The following is an 18,335-nucleotide window of genomic DNA, read 5'->3' as shown; positions in this document are numbered from 1 at the left end:
ACATAATTTCAGGCAAAAACTTCTTGGCATAGAGCTTGAACTATCTACTTCTGCAATAAAGATTTGAATTATTCGGTTGCTTTTGTACTTTCATTATGACAGTATGGCAGCATACGAATTTAGAATACACCTAATGAACAACGACCTGGAATTGTTAGAGAGGCTTGCGGGTAATACCCCAAAAATCGAAAACGTGGAGATGATAGAAATTACCTCACCTGATGAGGTAATGGAGAATGAAGATAATTTACCTGAAGAGCTTTCTCTGCTTCCTTTGAGAAATACCGTACTTTTTCCCGGTATAGTTATACCGGTAACTGTTACCCGCTCCAAGGCCATAAGGCTGGTAAAAAAGGCTTATCGTGGAGACCGTACACTTGGTATAGTTTCTCAGCTAAGACAGACGAAAGAGGAGCCTACAGAAGATGATGTCTATAAGATTGGCACAATTGGTAACATTCTGAAAATGATTGTATTGCCGGATGGCAATGTTACTATCATCGTGCAGGGACGCAGAAGATTCAATATCAGGGAGTTTGTAAGAACCACCCCTTATCTGGTAGCCGCGGTAGATTATATCCCTGATTCTTTTCCGGGAGCTCGTAGAAAAGAGAGTAAGGCCCTGATAGAAAGCCTGAAAGAAACGGCAACGAAAATCCTGAACCTTAACCCGGAGATACCGAGAGATGCTCAGACGGCAATCAGCAATATTGACTCACCTATCTTTCTTACACACTTTTTATCATCAAACCTCAACATAGGAATTGCCGAGAAGCAGCTACTTCTTGAAACCTATGATGGGAAGGAACAGGCTCATAAATTGCTTGAGCATCTCCTCAAAGAGGTGGAGCTACTGGAAATCAAAAAAGATATCCAATCAAAGGCCAGTTCAGATATCGATCAGCAGCAGAGAGAGTACTACTTACGTCAGCAGATAAAAGTACTTCAGGAAGAGCTTGGAATGGATTCCCCTGATCAGGAAGTTGAGAAACTTCGAATGAAAGGGGCAAAAAAGAAATGGCCGCATGAAATCAATGAGCATTTCAATAAAGAGCTCAATAAAATCATGCGAATGAACTCTATGGCTCCTGAATATGGTGTGGCTCTTAGCTATGCCGAATTGCTGGTAGACCTGCCTTGGGGTGAAGTGAGCCAGGATAATTTCAATCTGAAGAGAGCGAAGAAGATTCTTGATAACGACCATTATGGCCTTAAAAAAGTCAAAGAGCGTATTATTGAATATCTGGCAGTTTTGAAGCTCAGGTCAGATATGAAGGCTCCTATTCTATGCCTTTATGGCCCTCCGGGTGTAGGAAAAACCTCTTTAGGGAAATCAATCGCTAAAGCACTTGGGAGAGAGTATGTAAGAATGGCTCTCGGCGGACTTCATGACGAAGCCGAAATTCGTGGGCACAGAAAAACCTATATCGGTGCCATGCCTGGTAAAGTGATTCAAAATATCAACAAAGCAAAAACGGCTAACCCAGTTTTTGTTTTAGATGAGATTGATAAAATAGCAAGAGATCACCGAGGTGACCCATCAAGTGCATTGCTTGAGGTTCTTGACCCCGAGCAAAACAATGCCTTTAAGGACAATTACCTTGAAGTAGATTTTGATCTTTCAAAGGTTCTCTTCATCGCTACTGCAAACTCTTTGGATACCATTCAGCCTGCATTAAGAGACCGAATGGAAATCATCGAGCTTACGGGTTACACGGTTGAAGAGAAAGTGGAAATTGCAAAACGACATTTGTTGCCTAAACAACTCAAAGAGCACGGGCTTACTTCAAAAGATTTGAAAATCAATAAACAGGCACTCATCAAAATTGTTGAGGGCTACACCCGTGAATCTGGCGTGAGAAGTCTGGAGCAAAAAATTGGGAGCGTGGTCAGAAAAGTGGCGAAATCTATTGCTATGGAAGAGGAGTACCCTCACAGCATGACCCCTGCCGACATAGAGGAGTTATTGGGAATCTCTCATTTTGACAAAGACCTTTATGAGGGTAATGAGCTTGCCGGAGTAGTAACTGGCCTGGCCTGGACGCCAGTGGGTGGAGACATTCTCTTCATAGAAACTAACCTAAGTCGGGGTAAAGGGAATCTTACCCTTTCAGGTCAATTGGGAGATGTTATGAAAGAATCTGCGATGACGGCTCTTTCATACCTGAAAGCTAATGCCGCGGATTTGGAGATCGATTATAAAATTTTCCAGCACTATGACCTACATATTCACGTACCACAAGGTGCAGTGCCTAAGGATGGGCCATCAGCAGGTATTACGATTTTGACTTCCATGGCTTCCATCTATACGCAGCGTAAAATCAAGAAGAACCTGGCTATGACCGGTGAGATTACTTTACGTGGGAAAGTACTGCCAGTCGGTGGTATAAAAGAGAAAATTCTAGCCGCCAAGCGTGCAAAAATCAAGGAAATAATTCTCTGCTACCGGAATCAAAAAGACGTGGAAGAAATTGGTGAGGAATATACCAATGGACTTACCTTCCATTATGTTGATATGGTCCAGGATGTTCTGGAAATTGCCCTTCTCAAAAAGAAAGTAGACAACCCGATCAGGTTTGAACTACCTGAAGAGAAAAAGTAAATTGAAATATTTAATAAACAAAAAGACTCCATTCAGGAGTCTTTTTGTTTATAACGTTCTTTTCTTAGTTAAGTCAAGACATCCTGATCAAATCAGTAAGAACTTTACCGGCTTCATTCAGGTATAAATCATCTGAATGATCATCTCCGGTTTTTGTTTTTCTAAGCTTCTTAATCGCAGTACGGTTTCCTTCATCTTCCTCCTTTTCTTTGAGGCGTTCTTCATAATTCAGTGAGAACTCGTCCTGATCTTTCTGCTCTTTATAGATTTCGATCTCTTTCTTTAAGGTCATCATCTCCTCAGAGCCCTCCAGACGTTTATCAAAGCTTGATCTTAGCTTTTCTCTCAATCGATCAGTCACGACTTTCTGGTCCTCAAAATCTGAACTTCTGATTTCATCATAAGGAAGAGCCGTAGGTCTACTACTTTCACCACTTTCAGTAGAAACCCATGGTGATGGGAAAGCGATATCAGGAATTACACCCTTCCGCTGAGTACTATTCCCTGTAATTCTATAGAACTTTTCTGTAGTCAATTTTAGCTGACCGTATCGCTCACGTTCTTCCAGCCCAGTTGTACCTGGCCTTTTATTCGATGCCACTTTTGGTGATAATAAAAACTGATCCAGGTTTACCAATTGCTGTACCGTACCTTTTCCAAAAGACTGCTCACCGACAATTAAACCACGATTATAATCTTGGATAGCACCGGCAAAAATCTCAGAAGCAGAAGCTGAATAACGGTTTTGAAGAATCAAGAGTGGACCGTCATACGTTACAGACGGGTCTCTGTCATTCTCTACATCTATACGTCCGCGTCCTGTTTTTCGTTGAACCACCGGCCCCTCAGGAATAAAAAGACCTGTTAAATCAATAGCCTCTGTTAATGAGCCCCCGCCATTATTCCGCAAGTCTACAATTACACCATCGATACCTTCATTTTGAAAATCTTCCAGAAACCGCTTCACATCTTTGGTTGTACTTTGAAAATCAGCACCACGGCGGGCTCCGTCAAAATCACGATAAAACATTGGAATATCAATCAAACCAATTTTATAAGTTTTACCGTCTTCCTCAATTTCCATCACCTCACCTTCAGCGACAGCTTCTTCCAGTTTTATTTTTTCTCTAACAATTCTCACCTCACGAGGCTCAGAACTAGCAGGAGCCTCTTTTGCTTTTAAGAGTAACCGCACCACTGTTCCCTTTTTACCACGAATCAGTTTTACAGCGTCGTCTGTTAACCAGCCAATGATGTCCTGAAACTCCCCATCATCACCCTGAGCCACACCGAGAATGTAGTCGTCTTTATTTGCGAGCTGGGTTTTAAATAATGGGCCTCCTGGAATAATATCGACGATCATCACGTAGTCACCTTCATTGCGAAGCTGAGCACCAATACCCTCCAATGACTGGCTCATGTCAATATTGAACTGGGCCGCCGTGCTCGGTATCATGTAAGACGTGTGAGGATCAATAGCCTCTGTAAATGCGTTCATGTAGGTCTGAAAAACATCTTCGGCTCTCCATTTGGCCACACGAGACTCATAACGTTCATATCTTTTCTGAAGCGTTTTCGCAATACTGGAATCCGAACTACCGCTTAATTTCATGCTCAGAGCCTGACCAAGCAGAATTTTACTCCATTCTTCATCGAGCTCCTCCTGACTAGCAGCCCAATCTAACTCGCGGCGATTGGCATTATACGTCTCATCGGACTCAAAGTTGAAGGGTTTTGAAAGATACTCCTCTATAAAAGCAAAACGATCTCTATAAATCTTTCTGAAGCGATTGTAAACAAGAAAAGGGAGCTCCAGATCTCCTGTCAATAAAGCATCATCAAGAGAATATCGATATTGCTCAAACTCCTCAATGTCATTTTTGGTAAAATAAGAATGGGACCGATCAACGTCTGACAAAAAATTATCAAAAACATGAGATGATAATGAATCATCCACCTGAAATTTCTGATAATGGTAATTACTCAAAAACTGCGTGGCGAACTGCTCAACACGCTTGTGAGTATTACTTGGCTCCAGATCTTCATAACTGTATTTGGGAGTTTCTGACTGAGCAAAAAGAGTCAGGCATGAGAAACTAACGAATAGCGTTAATACTAACTTTTTCATAAATCTTTGTTTAATAGATGCCCATAGGGCTGAAGAACCAAAGCTCTCCTATTACTGTACAATTTCCAGCAACTCAACGTCGAAAATCAACGTTGAATTCGGACCAATTTTGCCCTGACCTCTTGGCCCGTAAGCCAAATCTGCCGGGATAAATAATTTCCATTTTGAGCCTACAGGCATCATCTGTAAAGCCTCTACCCAGCCCTTAATCACCTGGGTTACACCAAAAGTAGCCGGAGAACCTCTCTCTACAGAACTATCAAAGACTGTACCGTCGATGAGCGTTCCATGATAGTGAACCTTCACTTTATCTGTCGATAAAGGTTTGGCCCCATCACCAGCGTTTAAGATCTCATATTGAAGGCCAGTAGCCGTTTCCATAACACCTTCTCTTGTTTTATTACTAGCCAGAAAATCATTGCCAATTTTCAAGTTTTCATTAGCTACTTTCTCCGCTGCCTGCTGAAAATAGGTCTGCAGGTACATTCCACACAATTGAGCCGGAATAGCAAGTTCTGAATCATTTAAAACATCTGCTATCGCCGCCTTCATAATATCTAAATCTGGCTGAATGTTTTGAGCTTTTATGCTTTGGGCTACACTTACTCCGATGGCATAGCTTAGCGAATCTGTATCGTTTCCTAAAGTCGTCTGTGCATTTAATGATGTAAAATAGCTCACCAAAATGGTGATAAATAAAACAGTGGTTTTCTTGATCATTATTCGATTTTGATTGAATTATACTAAGTTCTCAATCTAGAGATTTCACTTTAATTAACACAGCATTCACATAAAAAATTACGTTTCAGATCAAATACTTTCTTATTAAAACGTTAATGAGTTTTGGTATAGTTTTTGAAAACTTAAAACATAAGCTAACGAAACAATCATTTCATGATAAAGTCAATTCTTAATATCCCCGTACAAATTATCAATAGCGTTGCCGGCTTTTTCCAGAAACTGGCACAGGCCACTAAAAGACCGATGCGTTCAGGTGTGCTTACGCTTAAAAGTCTGATTTCAGCAGTAGTTGTTGCACTTTCTGTTTTTGTACTTTTCTATTTTGCACAGCCTTTTGGAATTAGAGAGAATACTGCACTCAATAAAACCCTTTTAATTAGTATCGCCAGTGCAGCCGGTTTTATTGGTATCCTTATTTCAGACTACCTTCTACCTTTCACTTTCAAAAAATTCTTTGATTCATCTCAGTGGACGGTGATCAGACAGTTTTCCCTTTTTGTTTTAAGATTTTTCTTTGTAGGTCTTTTGGTAATGGTTTTCAGTAATCAGGTAGGTCTTGCTAAGTTTGACCTTCCAATGGTATTGCTAGAGTTTACTGGCTTTGGTGCTGTCATTGGTTTCATTATTTCTTTTCTTCAGGAGAGTACCTTGAGAAGTAAATTCTCTTTAAAGTCTGAGATAATAAACCGAAACCTTCAGAACTTCACGCCAGTGGAAAGTCAAAAAATGCTTTTCCCTGTAATGGCTTTTTCAGGAGCTAACGAAAAGCTAAGTCTGGTTCCAAATCAATTGGTATCGGTAAGTATCTCAAAATATAAGTCTCAGTTATTGTATCAAAACTTCTTTGGCCTTGCCGATAAAGAGCTTGACATTCAGGCTGAGGATGTAAAGAAAGAGCTTCAAAAACACCCTCAATTCATACAAATTTCAGATCATGAGTACGCTAATGCTCATGCCCTGTACAAAGTCACGGGCGACGCCTCAGGTTATGAGCTTCATATTGCTAAAAGGTCAAAACCGGTAAGACTTAGCCGGAAATTTGAAAAGACAATTGAAAGTTTATAATTAAAAAAGGGGGCTTAGTGCCCCCTTTTTTAATATTGTTTCATCCAGGTGTCCTGGGTTTTCATCACTAATTCTATCACATCTCTGACAGCCCCATGTCCTCCTTTTGACGGACATATGAAATCGGCCTGATCCAGAACCTCCGGGCGGGCATCTACCGGGCATGCTTTGAAAATTTTACGACCTTTCATCAATAATAAATCAGGAATATCATCTCCGATATAAAGTACTTCTTCTTCCTCTAGTTCCCATTTTGCCAGTAGCGAATCAAGCACGGCTGGTTTTCCGTCAGTACTCACTGATAAGTGGATCTCAGGAATTCCAAGCCCTCCAAGCCTGGTTCTGATGCTTTCCTGTTTACCGCCGGATATCACAGCCATTTTATAGCCTGCTTTTAATGCCATTTGAACGGCATAACCATCTTTCACATTAAAAACCCGCTGTACGTCAATATCCGTGACAATTATAGTTCCGTCAGTAAAAACGCCATCTACATCAAAGATGAGCGTACTTATTTTCCCAATTCTACCTTTCAGTCTTAAATCCATGGCAGCAAAGATGGCCACTGCCGGGCAATAAAAAAAGCGGCACTTTATGTACCGCTTTTCTATCTTGATTGGGCTGAAATTACTGTCTTCCCTTATCTAATTCATCCTGCCAGGCTTTCAGCTCATCCCACTTACCATCACGGGCCAGCTCAGCCTGCTTTGGCCAGGTAGTAGGATCATGCATCTGGAATCTAGGACCGGCATTACTTAAAATACCTTTTATGGTTTCTGCCGAAGCATTTGCCAAATCAGCGAAAGTATAAATACCGGCATCATGGCAAAGACCTTCAATTTTAGGACCAATACCTTCCACTACTTTCAAATCATCCTTTTTCTTAGGCTTATCTGAAGCCAGAGAGGCTACACCAGCAACGGCCGTCCCGCTTACCGCACCCGTCGCTGCAGCAGCTAGTTTAGCCTTATTACAAGCATCCAAATCAGCTTCAAGCTTGCTGATCTTTGCCTTCAGACCGTCCATATCGGCAGTAGCAGCCCTGGATACTTTATTCTTACGACAAGCCTCCAGCTCACCTTCCAGAAAATTAATTCTGTCCTGGAGCTCCGAAGCATGAGATTTATATCTGTTAACTAATCGGTTCATATACCACCACAGAAGAAAAAGCGGTAGCAATAAGGCCCAGAATATATCCAAAGGGAAATTGGTAAATAGACATTTAAGGTTTTCCATCTTTATTTTTGATTAAGGGTTTTAAAGTTTATTCCATGAGTCTTATCGTGACTCTCCTGTTTTTGGCTCTGCCTTCAGGTGTATCATTTGACGCGATTGGTTCACGCTCACCTCTACCCGAAGTAACCAGTTGATCGGCTTCAAATCCTTCATTAATGAGCATTTCTTTCACCGTATTCGCTCTTTTTACAGAGAGTGGGTCATTAGTGGCGTCAGAGCCGTCATTATCGGTATGGCCTACCAGCGAAAGCTTTTTATCACGGTGTGCAGCCAGATACTTTTGGGCAGTATTCAGGAAATTCTCAATTTCAGCATTTTTTGAAATTCCATTTTTTGCCGTTTCGAAATAAACATCCAAAGGGGTAAATAATAGTTCTTCTTCTTCGGCTTCGGTCATTTCTTCAGCGGCCATTGCAGAGGCACCGTCGTCTTCGGATATCACGGCTTCCGACTCATCAGCCACGGCATCGATGCTCTCCTCGATAGCATATTCGCCATCAGAGCAATGAGGCCTGCGTTGACAGTTCCAGAACCAACTGTAAAGAAGTGACCCCAACAGAATCAAAAGAGGAATCAGAAATCTGTTCATGATTGTTAAGGGGTTTAGGATTAAAAATTGTCACTAACGTTTTTCTAGACGTACGACAGATAATAAAGTTACAACTATCAGCGAAAAAACATTAATAACCTTAAAAAAACAAGGCCAAAACCTTATGTATTAAGGTTTTGGCCCAGCTAAAACTATCGTAAGAAATTATTTATCTGTTCATCGTAAGAAGGAACTCTTCATTACTTCTGGTTCCTTTCATTTTGTCAAGAAGAAATTCCATGGATTCCATAGGGTTCATGTCTCCGATATATTTTCTAAGCAACCAAACTTTATTCAATTCATCCTTTGACATCAAAAGATCCTCTCTTCTGGTACCGGAAGTCAAAATATCAATCGCAGGGAAAACACGTTTATTAGCCAGTCTTCTGTCGAGCTGAAGCTCCATGTTACCTGTCCCTTTGAATTCCTCAAAAATAACCTCATCCATCTTGGAACCTGTATCAATAAGAGCTGTAGCGATAATGGTCAATGACCCGCCATTTTCTATATTTCTGGCTGCACCAAAGAACCTCTTTGGTTTATGTAATGCCTTAGCATCCACACCACCGGATAAAATCTTACCTGAAGAAGGAACTACCGTGTTGTGAGCCCTTGCCAAACGCGTGATTGAGTCAAGAAGTATCACAACGTCATGACCACTTTCAGTCAGTCTTTTGGCCTTTTCTAGCACCATTCCTGATACTTTCACATGCTTATCTGCTGTTTCGTCAAAAGTTGAGCTAATCACCTCAGCTCTAACAGAGCGAGCCATATCGGTCACCTCTTCAGGACGTTCGTCTATTAAAAGGATGATTAGATATATCTCCGGGTGATTTCTTGCGATGGCATTGGCTATTTCTTTTAGAAGTACCGTTTTACCTGTTTTAGGCTGTGCCACAATCATTCCACGCTGACCTTTACCAATAGGGGCAAAAAGATCAAGCACTCTGGTACTCATGATCTCAGGCTTCGTGGAAAGTGAGATTTTCTCGTTAGGAAACAGAGGAGTAAGGTATTCAAATGGAATACGATCTCTGATTTCTTCTGATGTTTTCCCATTCACTGAAATTACTTTCAATAAAGCAAAATACTTTTCACCATCTTTTGGTGGTCTTACTGTTCCACGTATGGTGTCACCTGTTTTCAAACCAAAAAGTTTGATCTGAGAAGGTGATACGTAAATATCATCAGGACTGGCCAGATAGTCAAAATCCGGCGAACGAAGGAAACCATAACTACCTTCAGACATGATTTCCAGAACACCTTCGTTGTCAATCAGTCCGTCAAATTCCTTAACAAGGTTATTGAAATTTCGCTTTATATCTCTTGAGTAATCTTCGCGTTTTTTCTTCTCAACAGGATCTTCCTGATCCTCATCATCATCACTACCATCTTCTACCAAACCCAGGTCTTCATCAGTGATGTCCGGAATTTCTTCCTCAAGGTCTGAAAGGTCAATATCGTCATCCTCAGAACTTTCTTCAGCTCCTGAATCAGATGTTTTAGGCTTTGCAATTCTTTTTCTTGTACGTGGCCTTTTGCCAGGCTTTGTTTCCACTTTTTCTTCTTTCTTTGCTTCTGCTTTAGATTCATGAGCAGCATTTTTTCGAAGAATTTGCTCAACTAAATCGGACTTCTTCAAGCCCTTGATATCAATACCTAAGTCTGAAGCTATTGTTTTCAACTCTGACAATAGTTTGACTTTTAAGTCTTTTTCCTGGTACATGAAAATGGAATTAATTAATGAGGTTGTAGAATCAGCAAGGCTGACTAATTAACATAGATGTATCTTGACTTTTCAACTAAATCTTACTTCTCGAATAGATTGAGGAAAAAACCGTAATGGAAATGTGAAATGGCAAATTCCTGCTTGAGAATGGAATCGAGGGGACGTTGTTCTGATTCCGATGCAATGTTAAAACGAATATTTCTATATGTCAATACATTTTAACAAAGATTTATCTGTAAGGGCTACCAAATCCCCTTAAAAACCCTGAGAGCCGGGCCTTCAAGCCAGATATTAGAAAATGAGCCATCTGTTTTCTGCTCAAACGAAACCTCAAGCTGACCACCCAGCGTATTAATGGCCACCGGAGATTTCATTTGATGCTTCTGCCAGGCATCAAGAGCACAAGCGGTTACTCCGGTACCACATGAATACGTTTCGGCCTCCACTCCTCTCTCGTAGGTACGCACTGCAATAGACTGTGAGCCTTTTAACTCCACAAAATTGATATTACTACCTCCGGCAGCCTGCCAGTACTCATTGTATCTGATGGCCGCCCCTTCTTTGTTTACATCCAGAGCCCCTAAGTTGTCAGAGTAGATAACAACATGAGGAGAGCCGGTATTATAAAATGAATTTCCATCAACTTCAGCCACAGCCGCCGTATCTGTCATTTTTAGGCGAACTTTATCGTCAATCAAAAGTGCCTCATGCGGCCCGTCAACAGCTATGAATGAGGTTTCTTTTTCAAATATTCCGAGATCGGCCGCAAACTTCACGGTACATCGGCCTCCATTACCGCACATGCTCCCTTCACGGCCGTCAGCATTATAATAAACCATTCTGAAATCATAACCATCAGCGTTTTTCAGAAGAATAAGACCATCAGCCCCCACTCCAAAACGCCTTGAGCATATAGCAGCGATTTCTTCCTGACTCAGATTGATCTCTACCTCCCTGGCATCGATCATCACAAAATCATTACCTGTACCCTGATATTTGAAAAAACTTAGCATTGAAGTCCTGTACTTTTTTTGATGGAATGAAATAAAAAAAAGCCGCCTCATTAAGGCGGCGTTTTCCAACACAAATTATGAAAAAGCTATTACTTATATTCTTTAATATCTTATTTCTTCAATTCTTTGATCTTGGCCGCTTTACCGTGCTTGTTTCTTAGGTAATAAAGCTTCGCTCTTCTTACTTTACCTTTTCTCAAGACCTCGATCTTTTCAATACTTGGGGACAATATAGGAAAAATTCTCTCTACCCCAATACCGTTAGAAATTTTTCTAACTGTGAAGGTTTCGCCTGTTGTTCCGTAGTTTTTACGTTGGATAACAGCTCCCTGGAATACCTGAATACGCTCTTTGTTACCTTCTTTGATGCGTACGTGAACGTTCACTGTGTCACCTGCTTTGAAATCAGGGATTTCATTTGTTTCAGGCAATAATGACGCTTCAATTTCTCTTACTAAATCGCTCATTTTTTAAAATTTTAAGTGTTTTACGCTTAAGAAAGAGGCTGCTATTCAGGATAATACGCAGCGTATCTAAAAACAGGGTGCAAAGGTAATATTAAATTATATAGCTTACAAGACCAGAAATAAAATTATTAACAACTTAGTTCACTGTAACTAAGCTTTTTGAGGCCAGCTTCAAATTGTGATTTTCAATGTGACAAAAATTCATTTCAAAACAGAACTCCTTGCTTACTTTTGAAGCATGATCTGTTTCCCGAATGCCAAAATCAATATTGGCCTTAACATCACCGAAAAACGCTCTGACGGTTTCCATAATCTCGAATCTGTCTTTTATCCGGTTAAATGGCGGGATGCCTTAGAAGCAATCCCGGCGGAGCGATTGATATTTAACACAACAGGACTGGATATTCCGGGAAAACCGGAAAACAATTTGATTCTTAAAGCTTTTGATTTAATAAAACCCTTTGCGAAAAAAGAATCAAACGTGCACATCCATCTGCATAAAGTGATACCCATGGGTGCCGGATTGGGCGGCGGATCAGCTGACGGTGCATTTGCACTTAAACTTTTCAATGAATTGCTCGAGTGTGACTTATCGATCCTACAGCTTCAGCAAATGGCCGCCACCTTAGGTAGTGACTGTCCTTTTTTCATTGAAAACAAACCCGTTTTTTGTTTTGATCGCGGCATTAAATTTAAAACGATTGAGCTCGATTTGACGGGTTACACTATCGTTTGTATTAATCCAGGCATCCACATTAGCACAGCAGAGGCTTACGGCTCGATTATACCAACCAAACCGAAGGAGTCCGTAATAACTCTGATCGAAGAGCCTATTGAGAAATGGAAAGGTTTAATCAAAAATGACTTTGAAGAACCCCTAGCAAAAAAGTACCCTCTTATCGACGAGTTGGTGAATAGTTTGTACCGAAAAGGAGCTATTTATGCAGCTATGACAGGCAGTGGATCAACAGTGTACGGAATATTTAAAGAAGAGCCGCATCTGAAAAACCAATTCTCTGAATACGCTGTTTGGAAAGGAGAACTTTAAATATGTCTAATTTTCTAACCAAAAGACGGGAACCGTTTCAGTTTATGCTCTATCTTGGCATAGCCAGTAGTGCACTACTGTTCCTTTTTGTTTTCTTGGTTTTTGTAAAGAAAGAGCTTGTCAATCAAGATATTCCGGTTCAGCTACCGGGAGCTTTCTGGCTGAGTACACTTCTGATTTTGGCCAGTAGTGTCACCTTACAGCTGGTCAGTCGAGCCTTAAATAATCAACAATTCGCATTACACAGACACCTACTGATGGCTACTTATTTTTTGGCTCTTGGTTTTCTGATGACGCAGATATGGGGCTGGATGTCGCTTTTGAGAAATAATATTTTACCTTCTAATAACACGGGAGGCTCTTTCATTTTTATCCTCTCCGGCATTCATTTGATTCATACTTTGGGAGGTTTAGTCGCCTTAAGTCTTGTGGTGTACAAGTCAATGAAAAACAGGTCATACATTGACTCTTTTGTAGATAGCGTAAACCCTCCCAATATCTTACGATTGAAGCTAGTAACCCTCTACTGGCATTTTCTTGACATCGTCTGGATCATCATTTTCCTATTCTTTCTGTGGCATAGCTCAGCCAACAGTTAAAAACGTAAACTCCAATACCAAGGCCTTTTAGCTTTAACAGAGAGATCAATAAACTCCGCAACCGATTCATTGTATTCTTGCCAATTCACCTTTTTCCCTTTCATTTTTTTGGGCAGTTTGATAGGGTCTTCGGGCTCTCCTAAAACTATTCTCTCTGCCTCTACCAGAAGCTGGGTTCCATTCACTTCATATCCCAGAATCATTCCAGGCAAGCCATTGAGGTTTTCCGGGCCACCAGGTACGGGTATATCGGCGGCAAACCAGGCTACAATTTCTTGTCCTTTAAGGGTATCCTGCGTCACTGCCTTCATACACATGTGACCTACTATTTCCCTTAATTCATTCATTATCCTCCATTTTGGCACTTTTAATTCATCCTCTATCAAATATGTCTTTCCTAATGACTCCAGATAGAGCATGGAGGTACTCTCTGCGAAATTCTTGATAATGAAATAATTATCCTTGAATGATGACCATGCATTAAGTTCGTATGGTTCTCCGTAGGTATATACCGTTTTTTCGGGTGAAAATTGCAATTTCATTCTGGTACTATACCCTTCTTCATTTCCCCAGCTCAGCATAATCCGATCTCTTTCCTGCTCAGTGATGTATTCTGCACTAGCATATATTTCGGCATAATTAATTCGATATCGAAATTCTATTTCACCAGTCAGGTTTTGGCCTTTTGTTACCAAGGACAAAAAAGATAACAGGAAGATAATGAAGGCTCTCAATATTCTACTTTTCATATATTTATTATCTATATCTTTTTACTTCAACTCCCCTCATATTGTAAGTGAAGCCTATTAGAAAATATCTGGATAGCGTGTTTATTTCTCTAAACAGAACATAATTCTGACTGGCCTGTTGCGTAACGTTGATATTACGTTTCAGAATATCAAAGCCAGACAAGCGTACCTCCCATTTTTTCTTTTCACCGAGATGTTTATACAAAAAAGCGTTCCAGATAGGCACTTTCTGGTCAAAAGAAAGTCGTTCATTTGAAAAATGTGAATAATCAAAATTAGAATCAATGTAGAAATCTTTGGGTAGCTTCAGGTTCATTCTGGCCCAAAGTGATCGGTTAATTATTTTTTGATTTTGCTGGGTATTAATCTCATATTTTGTTTCCGAGTTAGAGATTCTGGCACCCGCATAAAAAGCAAACCCATCAATTGGGGTCAAGGTAATTGAGGCATTATAATTATACCCAATTCTGCTTGTGTTATTCTCCACATTATTAATCAAAGAGATGTAGTTGCTGAAACTTGGGCTACCGCCGATATCTACAGAAAACTTGGTTTTAATGATAGGAAAACCAATACTTCCATAGATGTTTCCCGAATTACCTCCCGAGACATTACCCGGGCTGTAAGTAGTTACCAATGTTTCAGGGTTTATGGTTTGGTTTTGAACTACCCTGTTGGTATAAAGAGAGCCACGTGCATAAATATAAAACCTGATAAATGTAGCAGGGTCATATTTATTGTATCTGGCCGTAAAGGAATGACTGGTCTCTGGTTGAAGATCAGGATTACCTTCTCTGATAAAGAGAGGGTTAGATATATCCTTAAAAGGCTGCAGGTCAGAAATTGAGGGCGGCGTCATACTTAGACTATAGTCAAAACCCATATATTGGTTACCTTTCATCCTTTTATTGAAATCAATATTTGGTGTAAGAGCCATGTATGTTTTATCCACCTGACCTAACGAGGGAGAGCTATTCCGGACAGAAAAATCACCATTTAAGTCATACCGGACACCGGCCAACCCCAGCGATAAATTATTTCCCTTTGATGTAAATCGAATACTTGAACCAAACCTGTTATATACAATCCTGTTATCAAAATACCTGCTTAAATCTTCATTTAAAGTTTCAGCATTCTCATTGCTCAAATCGTAGACTTCCCGATGAACCGTAGAATTGGTAACGCTATAATTGTAAAAACTTTCAGAGAAAACCTTCTTTCCAATAGGCTCTACATACAGAGCACTTGATTTTATTAACTGTGTACCATTCAGGGAAGCATTTAACTGATCTAAATTTCTAAAATAGGTATCAGGGTCTGAAGAATTTAATACATCAACAGCCGTTTTCAATGTACCTTCAGTGTCTGCCTTACTCCCATTATTTAAAAAACTCAGGGCTAAAACTCTTCCGTTCTTTTTAAACTTATGTCTGAAAATGGCTGACCCCTGATAAGACATAGAAAATTTATCGTTCACGTTATTTCGTTGCATAGAGCTTTCACTATCCACTGACCTGATAAGACTTTGTAAACTCGATAATGAATTGTTTAAATTACTATAACGACCCTGACCGATAAGCGTTAACGTATTGCTACTGTCTATTTCATTTTGAAAGCGAATATTCAGTCGATGATGCCCTGTTAGGTTTTCCTGTATACTCTGATCTGTTGTCTCAAAAGTGGCGGTAGGATTAAGTAAATTGATCCGAGACTCATAGGTATCAATCTGCTGGTCGCTTCTGCTGAAGAAGTAGCTTGAATTAAGCTCCTTCTTTTTTTTCAGGTAGTTATAATTAATTCCGGCAGCTTGATTATTTGAATATCCCGAACTGAGGTCATTGTATGGAATGTTGAATGACTCTTCGCTGTTGGATGAGCTGTAGTAGACATTATTATTAAATCCAAAATCTCCAATTCCTGAATATCTGTTATATGCACCCGAGCCTTGAAATTCCTGCAAATCATCCCAAGTAATTCCAGATTGATTGGTATTGTTCCCATATCCTATTACTGAAAACTGTTGTTCCTTATCAAACCTGTTAAAAAGCCCGCTTGTATTCCATCGATTATCTGTTCCTCCTGAAGCCGTTATTTTTCCAAAGCCTCCTTTCTTAGCCTCCTCTTTAAGTTCTACATTCATGGTTTTTTCCCGCAATCCATCTTGCACTCCGGTGAGCTTAGACTGTTCTGATTTATCATCAAAAAACTGTACTTTTTTCACGGCATCAGCATTGAGATTTTGTGTAGCTACTTTGGTATTGTTTCCAAAAAAACGGCGACCATCGACCGTCACTTTTTGAACTTGTTCGCCCTGGGCTACCACATTGCCATCTTTATCCACCTCCACTCCCGGAAGTTTTCTGATCAGCTCTTCAAGAGTTGCCCCGGGAGGCACTTTAAACTTGCTTGCGTCGTACTCAATTGTATCGCCTTTGATACTGATTGGAGCTTTGGCCGTTTTAACCACTACCTCATAAAGCTCTTTTGATATAGGGTTCAGTACTATTTTCTCTAAATTCAAATCTCCGGTTTCCGGCAAAACAAGTTCTTCCTGATGAGGCAAATAACTAACATAAGTCGCTTTAATAAGCATTGGCTTTCTTTCCAAATTTTTGAAAATAAAGTCGCCCTCGTCATTTGTTAGAGCATAGGTAATCAAGGACGAATCAGATGGAGCCAAAATCAGCACTGAGGTATACGATAGGGCTGTGCCGGAGCTGTCTTCAATATGACCTGAGACTGTTACACGATTTTGAGCATTAGCGAAAAAAGAGGTGAGCAGGAAGCAAAGAAGTAGTTGTGGAAGTTTCATACTATAAGGAAGTTGAGTAATTAAACCGAAGATATAAGATTTTTGACACAAAAACGACTAAATAATTAGTTATTACAATTATTTAACTTTTGCTGTTCTTTGCACATGCTTCATAAAACCAAAGGCATAGTTCTCAGTTTTATTCCTTATCGGGAGACTTCGGTGATTTGTAAAATCTATACAGAGAAGTTTGGGGTGCAGAGCTATATTGAGAATGGTGTACGCACAGCCCGCGGCAAAAATAAAATCGCCCTTTTTCAGCCCTTAACTTTGCTTGATCTGGTGGTTTATCATGATCAGAAAAAAGACCTCCACCGAATTTCTGAAATCAAGTGTACCGCTCCACTGAAAAGCCTGCCGTTTGAGGTTCGGAAATCAACGATTTCCATTTTTCTGAATGAGGTGATCAGCAAAACATTGAAAGAGCAAACAGAGAACGAAGCTTTATTCTTTTTTCTCTACCAATCCATTGTCACTCTTGACGAGATGACCTCAGGTATTGAGAATTTTCACCTTATTTTTCTGACGAAATACAGTAATTACCTAGGCTTTGCACCACAAGACGCCATAGAAGTAGAAAATCAGTTTAAAGAATTCGGGGTAACAATTCCGGTGGAAACGGAGACAAAAAAATATCTCAATTTACTCCTGAAAGCAGACTTTACAGATACACTTGATATGGGAAAGGTTTTCAGAAATCACCTTCTTGATGTTCTTTTAACTTTTTACCGATTGCATCAGGAGGAATTTGGCGAATTGAAATCTTTGCCCGTCTTGCGGGAAATTATGAGCTAAGTCGAAGCTTGGCAAGCAGTTTTGCATATTTGGCAAGGTTTTCCACTTTTCTACCAGACTCATAGAACACTGTATGACCAGACCCTGAAGTCTTCAAACCCACCTCTTTCTCTAAAACCCGTTTCACCTGACGGGCCGTCCCTTCATTTCCATCTAAAGCCTGGAGGGTAGGAAAAAGCTGCTCTATTATCCTTTCATAAAAGGTAAAATGCGTACAACCAAGAACAATGAAATGGTGTTCTTGGCTAAACAGTTTCTCAATCTCCTGCTTCAGGTACTCCTCAACTTCTTTACCCTCAAAAATGCCTTTCTCTGCAAATTCAACAAGTTTTGGCAAGGGCAGGTTATCCAATCTTTCACCAATCCCAAGCTGAGCTACAAGATTTTTGTAGCGGTCAGCATTTAACGTAACAGGGGTGGCACAGGCCAAAATCCGTTTATTATCTTCACTGTGATCAGCGGCTACTTTCACGGCTGGCTGAATAGCCACAATAGGAAAATCATATTTTTCACGAAGGTATTCTACCGCAACATTTGTGGCCGTATTGCAGGCAAGAACAATGACATCACAACCCTTTTCCCTTAGAAATAATATGGATTCTTCAACAAAACCCTTGATCTCCTCTTTGGTCCGGTATGAATAAGGTACGTGATCGGTATCGGCAAAATAAATGTAGTCTTCATGTGGCATAAGCCTTGTTAGCTCATGAAGCAAAGTCAATCCACCAATTCCGGAATCAAATACGCCGATCATTATCTAAG

The 18,335-nt window shown here is 40.3% G+C and carries 16 protein-coding genes; 5 read left to right on the top strand and 11 right to left on the bottom strand.

Going from position 1 to position 18,335, the window contains the following annotated elements; all coding sequences use genetic code 11:
* Positions 1-133: 133 nt before the first annotated feature.
* Entirely contained in the window at positions 134-2,602 is a 2,469-nt protein-coding gene (gene lon / locus AFM12_RS12500) for an endopeptidase La (protein WP_055148927.1), read from the top strand.
* 73 nt (positions 2,603-2,675) lie between these two features.
* Here the strand turns inward: lon and AFM12_RS12495 are convergent, their stop codons facing one another.
* Complete coding sequence (locus tag AFM12_RS12495) at positions 2,676-4,730, bottom strand: carboxy terminal-processing peptidase (RefSeq protein ID WP_055148687.1); 2,055 nt, start codon at positions 4,728-4,730, stop codon at positions 2,676-2,678.
* Positions 4,731-4,781: 51 nt separating this feature from the next.
* Entirely contained in the window at positions 4,782-5,450 is a 669-nt protein-coding gene (bamJ, locus tag AFM12_RS12490; RefSeq protein ID WP_082391323.1) for a BamJ family beta-barrel-assembly machinery protein, read from the bottom strand.
* Positions 5,451-5,624: 174 nt separating this feature from the next.
* Here bamJ and AFM12_RS12485 point away from each other — a divergent pair, with 174 nt between their 5' ends.
* Entirely contained in the window at positions 5,625-6,536 is a 912-nt protein-coding gene (locus AFM12_RS12485; protein WP_055148685.1) for a hypothetical protein, read from the top strand.
* A gap of 29 nt (positions 6,537-6,565) precedes the next feature.
* Here the strand turns inward: AFM12_RS12485 and AFM12_RS12480 are convergent, their stop codons facing one another.
* The 6 genes from AFM12_RS12480 to rplS form a co-directional block, all read right to left on the bottom strand.
* Positions 6,566-7,084 (bottom strand): KdsC family phosphatase, encoded by a 519-nt coding sequence (locus tag AFM12_RS12480; RefSeq protein ID WP_055148683.1) that lies wholly within the window; start codon positions 7,082-7,084, stop codon positions 6,566-6,568.
* A 79-nt stretch (positions 7,085-7,163) separates the two neighbouring features.
* Positions 7,164-7,772 carry a helix-hairpin-helix domain-containing protein gene (locus AFM12_RS12475; protein WP_055148681.1) on the bottom strand — a complete coding sequence of 203 codons (609 nt, stop codon included), beginning with the start codon at positions 7,770-7,772 and terminating at the stop codon, positions 7,164-7,166.
* Between the two features lie 28 nt (positions 7,773-7,800).
* A complete protein-coding gene (locus tag AFM12_RS12470; protein ID WP_055148679.1) occupies positions 7,801-8,361 on the bottom strand; it encodes an OmpA family protein in 561 nt (186 codons plus the stop codon).
* A 169-nt stretch (positions 8,362-8,530) separates the two neighbouring features.
* A complete protein-coding gene (gene rho, locus AFM12_RS12465) occupies positions 8,531-10,087 on the bottom strand; it encodes a transcription termination factor Rho (protein ID WP_055148677.1) in 1,557 nt (518 codons plus the stop codon).
* Between the two features lie 245 nt (positions 10,088-10,332).
* On the bottom strand, positions 10,333-11,103 hold the full coding sequence (gene dapF, locus AFM12_RS12460; protein ID WP_055148925.1) for a diaminopimelate epimerase: 771 nt from the start codon (positions 11,101-11,103) through the stop codon (positions 10,333-10,335).
* Between the two features lie 110 nt (positions 11,104-11,213).
* Positions 11,214-11,570, bottom strand: a complete 357-nt coding sequence (rplS, locus tag AFM12_RS12455) for a 50S ribosomal protein L19 (protein WP_055148675.1) — start codon at positions 11,568-11,570, stop codon at positions 11,214-11,216.
* A gap of 238 nt (positions 11,571-11,808) precedes the next feature.
* Between rplS and ispE the strand changes: the two genes are divergently transcribed.
* Positions 11,809-12,618, top strand: a complete 810-nt coding sequence (gene ispE / locus AFM12_RS12450; RefSeq protein WP_055148673.1) for a 4-(cytidine 5'-diphospho)-2-C-methyl-D-erythritol kinase — start codon at positions 11,809-11,811, stop codon at positions 12,616-12,618.
* A gap of 2 nt (positions 12,619-12,620) precedes the next feature.
* Positions 12,621-13,217 (top strand): cytochrome c oxidase subunit 3, encoded by a 597-nt coding sequence (locus tag AFM12_RS12445; RefSeq protein WP_055148671.1) that lies wholly within the window; start codon positions 12,621-12,623, stop codon positions 13,215-13,217.
* Here the strand turns inward: AFM12_RS12445 and AFM12_RS12440 are convergent.
* Entirely contained in the window at positions 13,214-13,966 is a 753-nt protein-coding gene (locus AFM12_RS12440; protein WP_082391322.1) for a GLPGLI family protein, read from the bottom strand. The two genes, AFM12_RS12445 and AFM12_RS12440, sit on opposite strands and share 4 nt — an antisense overlap.
* Positions 13,967-13,973: 7 nt before the next feature.
* Positions 13,974-16,778, bottom strand: coding sequence for a TonB-dependent receptor (locus tag AFM12_RS12435; RefSeq protein ID WP_055148667.1), 2,805 nt, complete (start codon positions 16,776-16,778; stop codon positions 13,974-13,976).
* A 105-nt stretch (positions 16,779-16,883) separates the two neighbouring features.
* Between AFM12_RS12435 and recO the strand changes: the two genes are divergently transcribed.
* A complete protein-coding gene (recO, locus tag AFM12_RS12430; RefSeq protein ID WP_055148665.1) occupies positions 16,884-17,573 on the top strand; it encodes a DNA repair protein RecO in 690 nt (229 codons plus the stop codon).
* Here the strand turns inward: recO and murI are convergent.
* Positions 17,563-18,327, bottom strand: a complete 765-nt coding sequence (gene murI, locus AFM12_RS12425; protein WP_055148663.1) for a glutamate racemase — start codon at positions 18,325-18,327, stop codon at positions 17,563-17,565. The genes recO and murI overlap by 11 nt on opposite strands.
* Positions 18,328-18,335 lie beyond the last annotated feature (8 nt).

Origin of the sequence: Jiulongibacter sediminis (genome assembly GCF_001306455.1) — a bacterium.
In the GTDB taxonomy this organism is placed as follows: Bacteria; Bacteroidota; Bacteroidia; order Cytophagales; family Spirosomataceae; genus Jiulongibacter; species Jiulongibacter sediminis.
The sequence above is the reverse complement of the archived record's forward strand: the minus strand, read 5'-3'. Positions and strand labels throughout refer to the sequence as shown.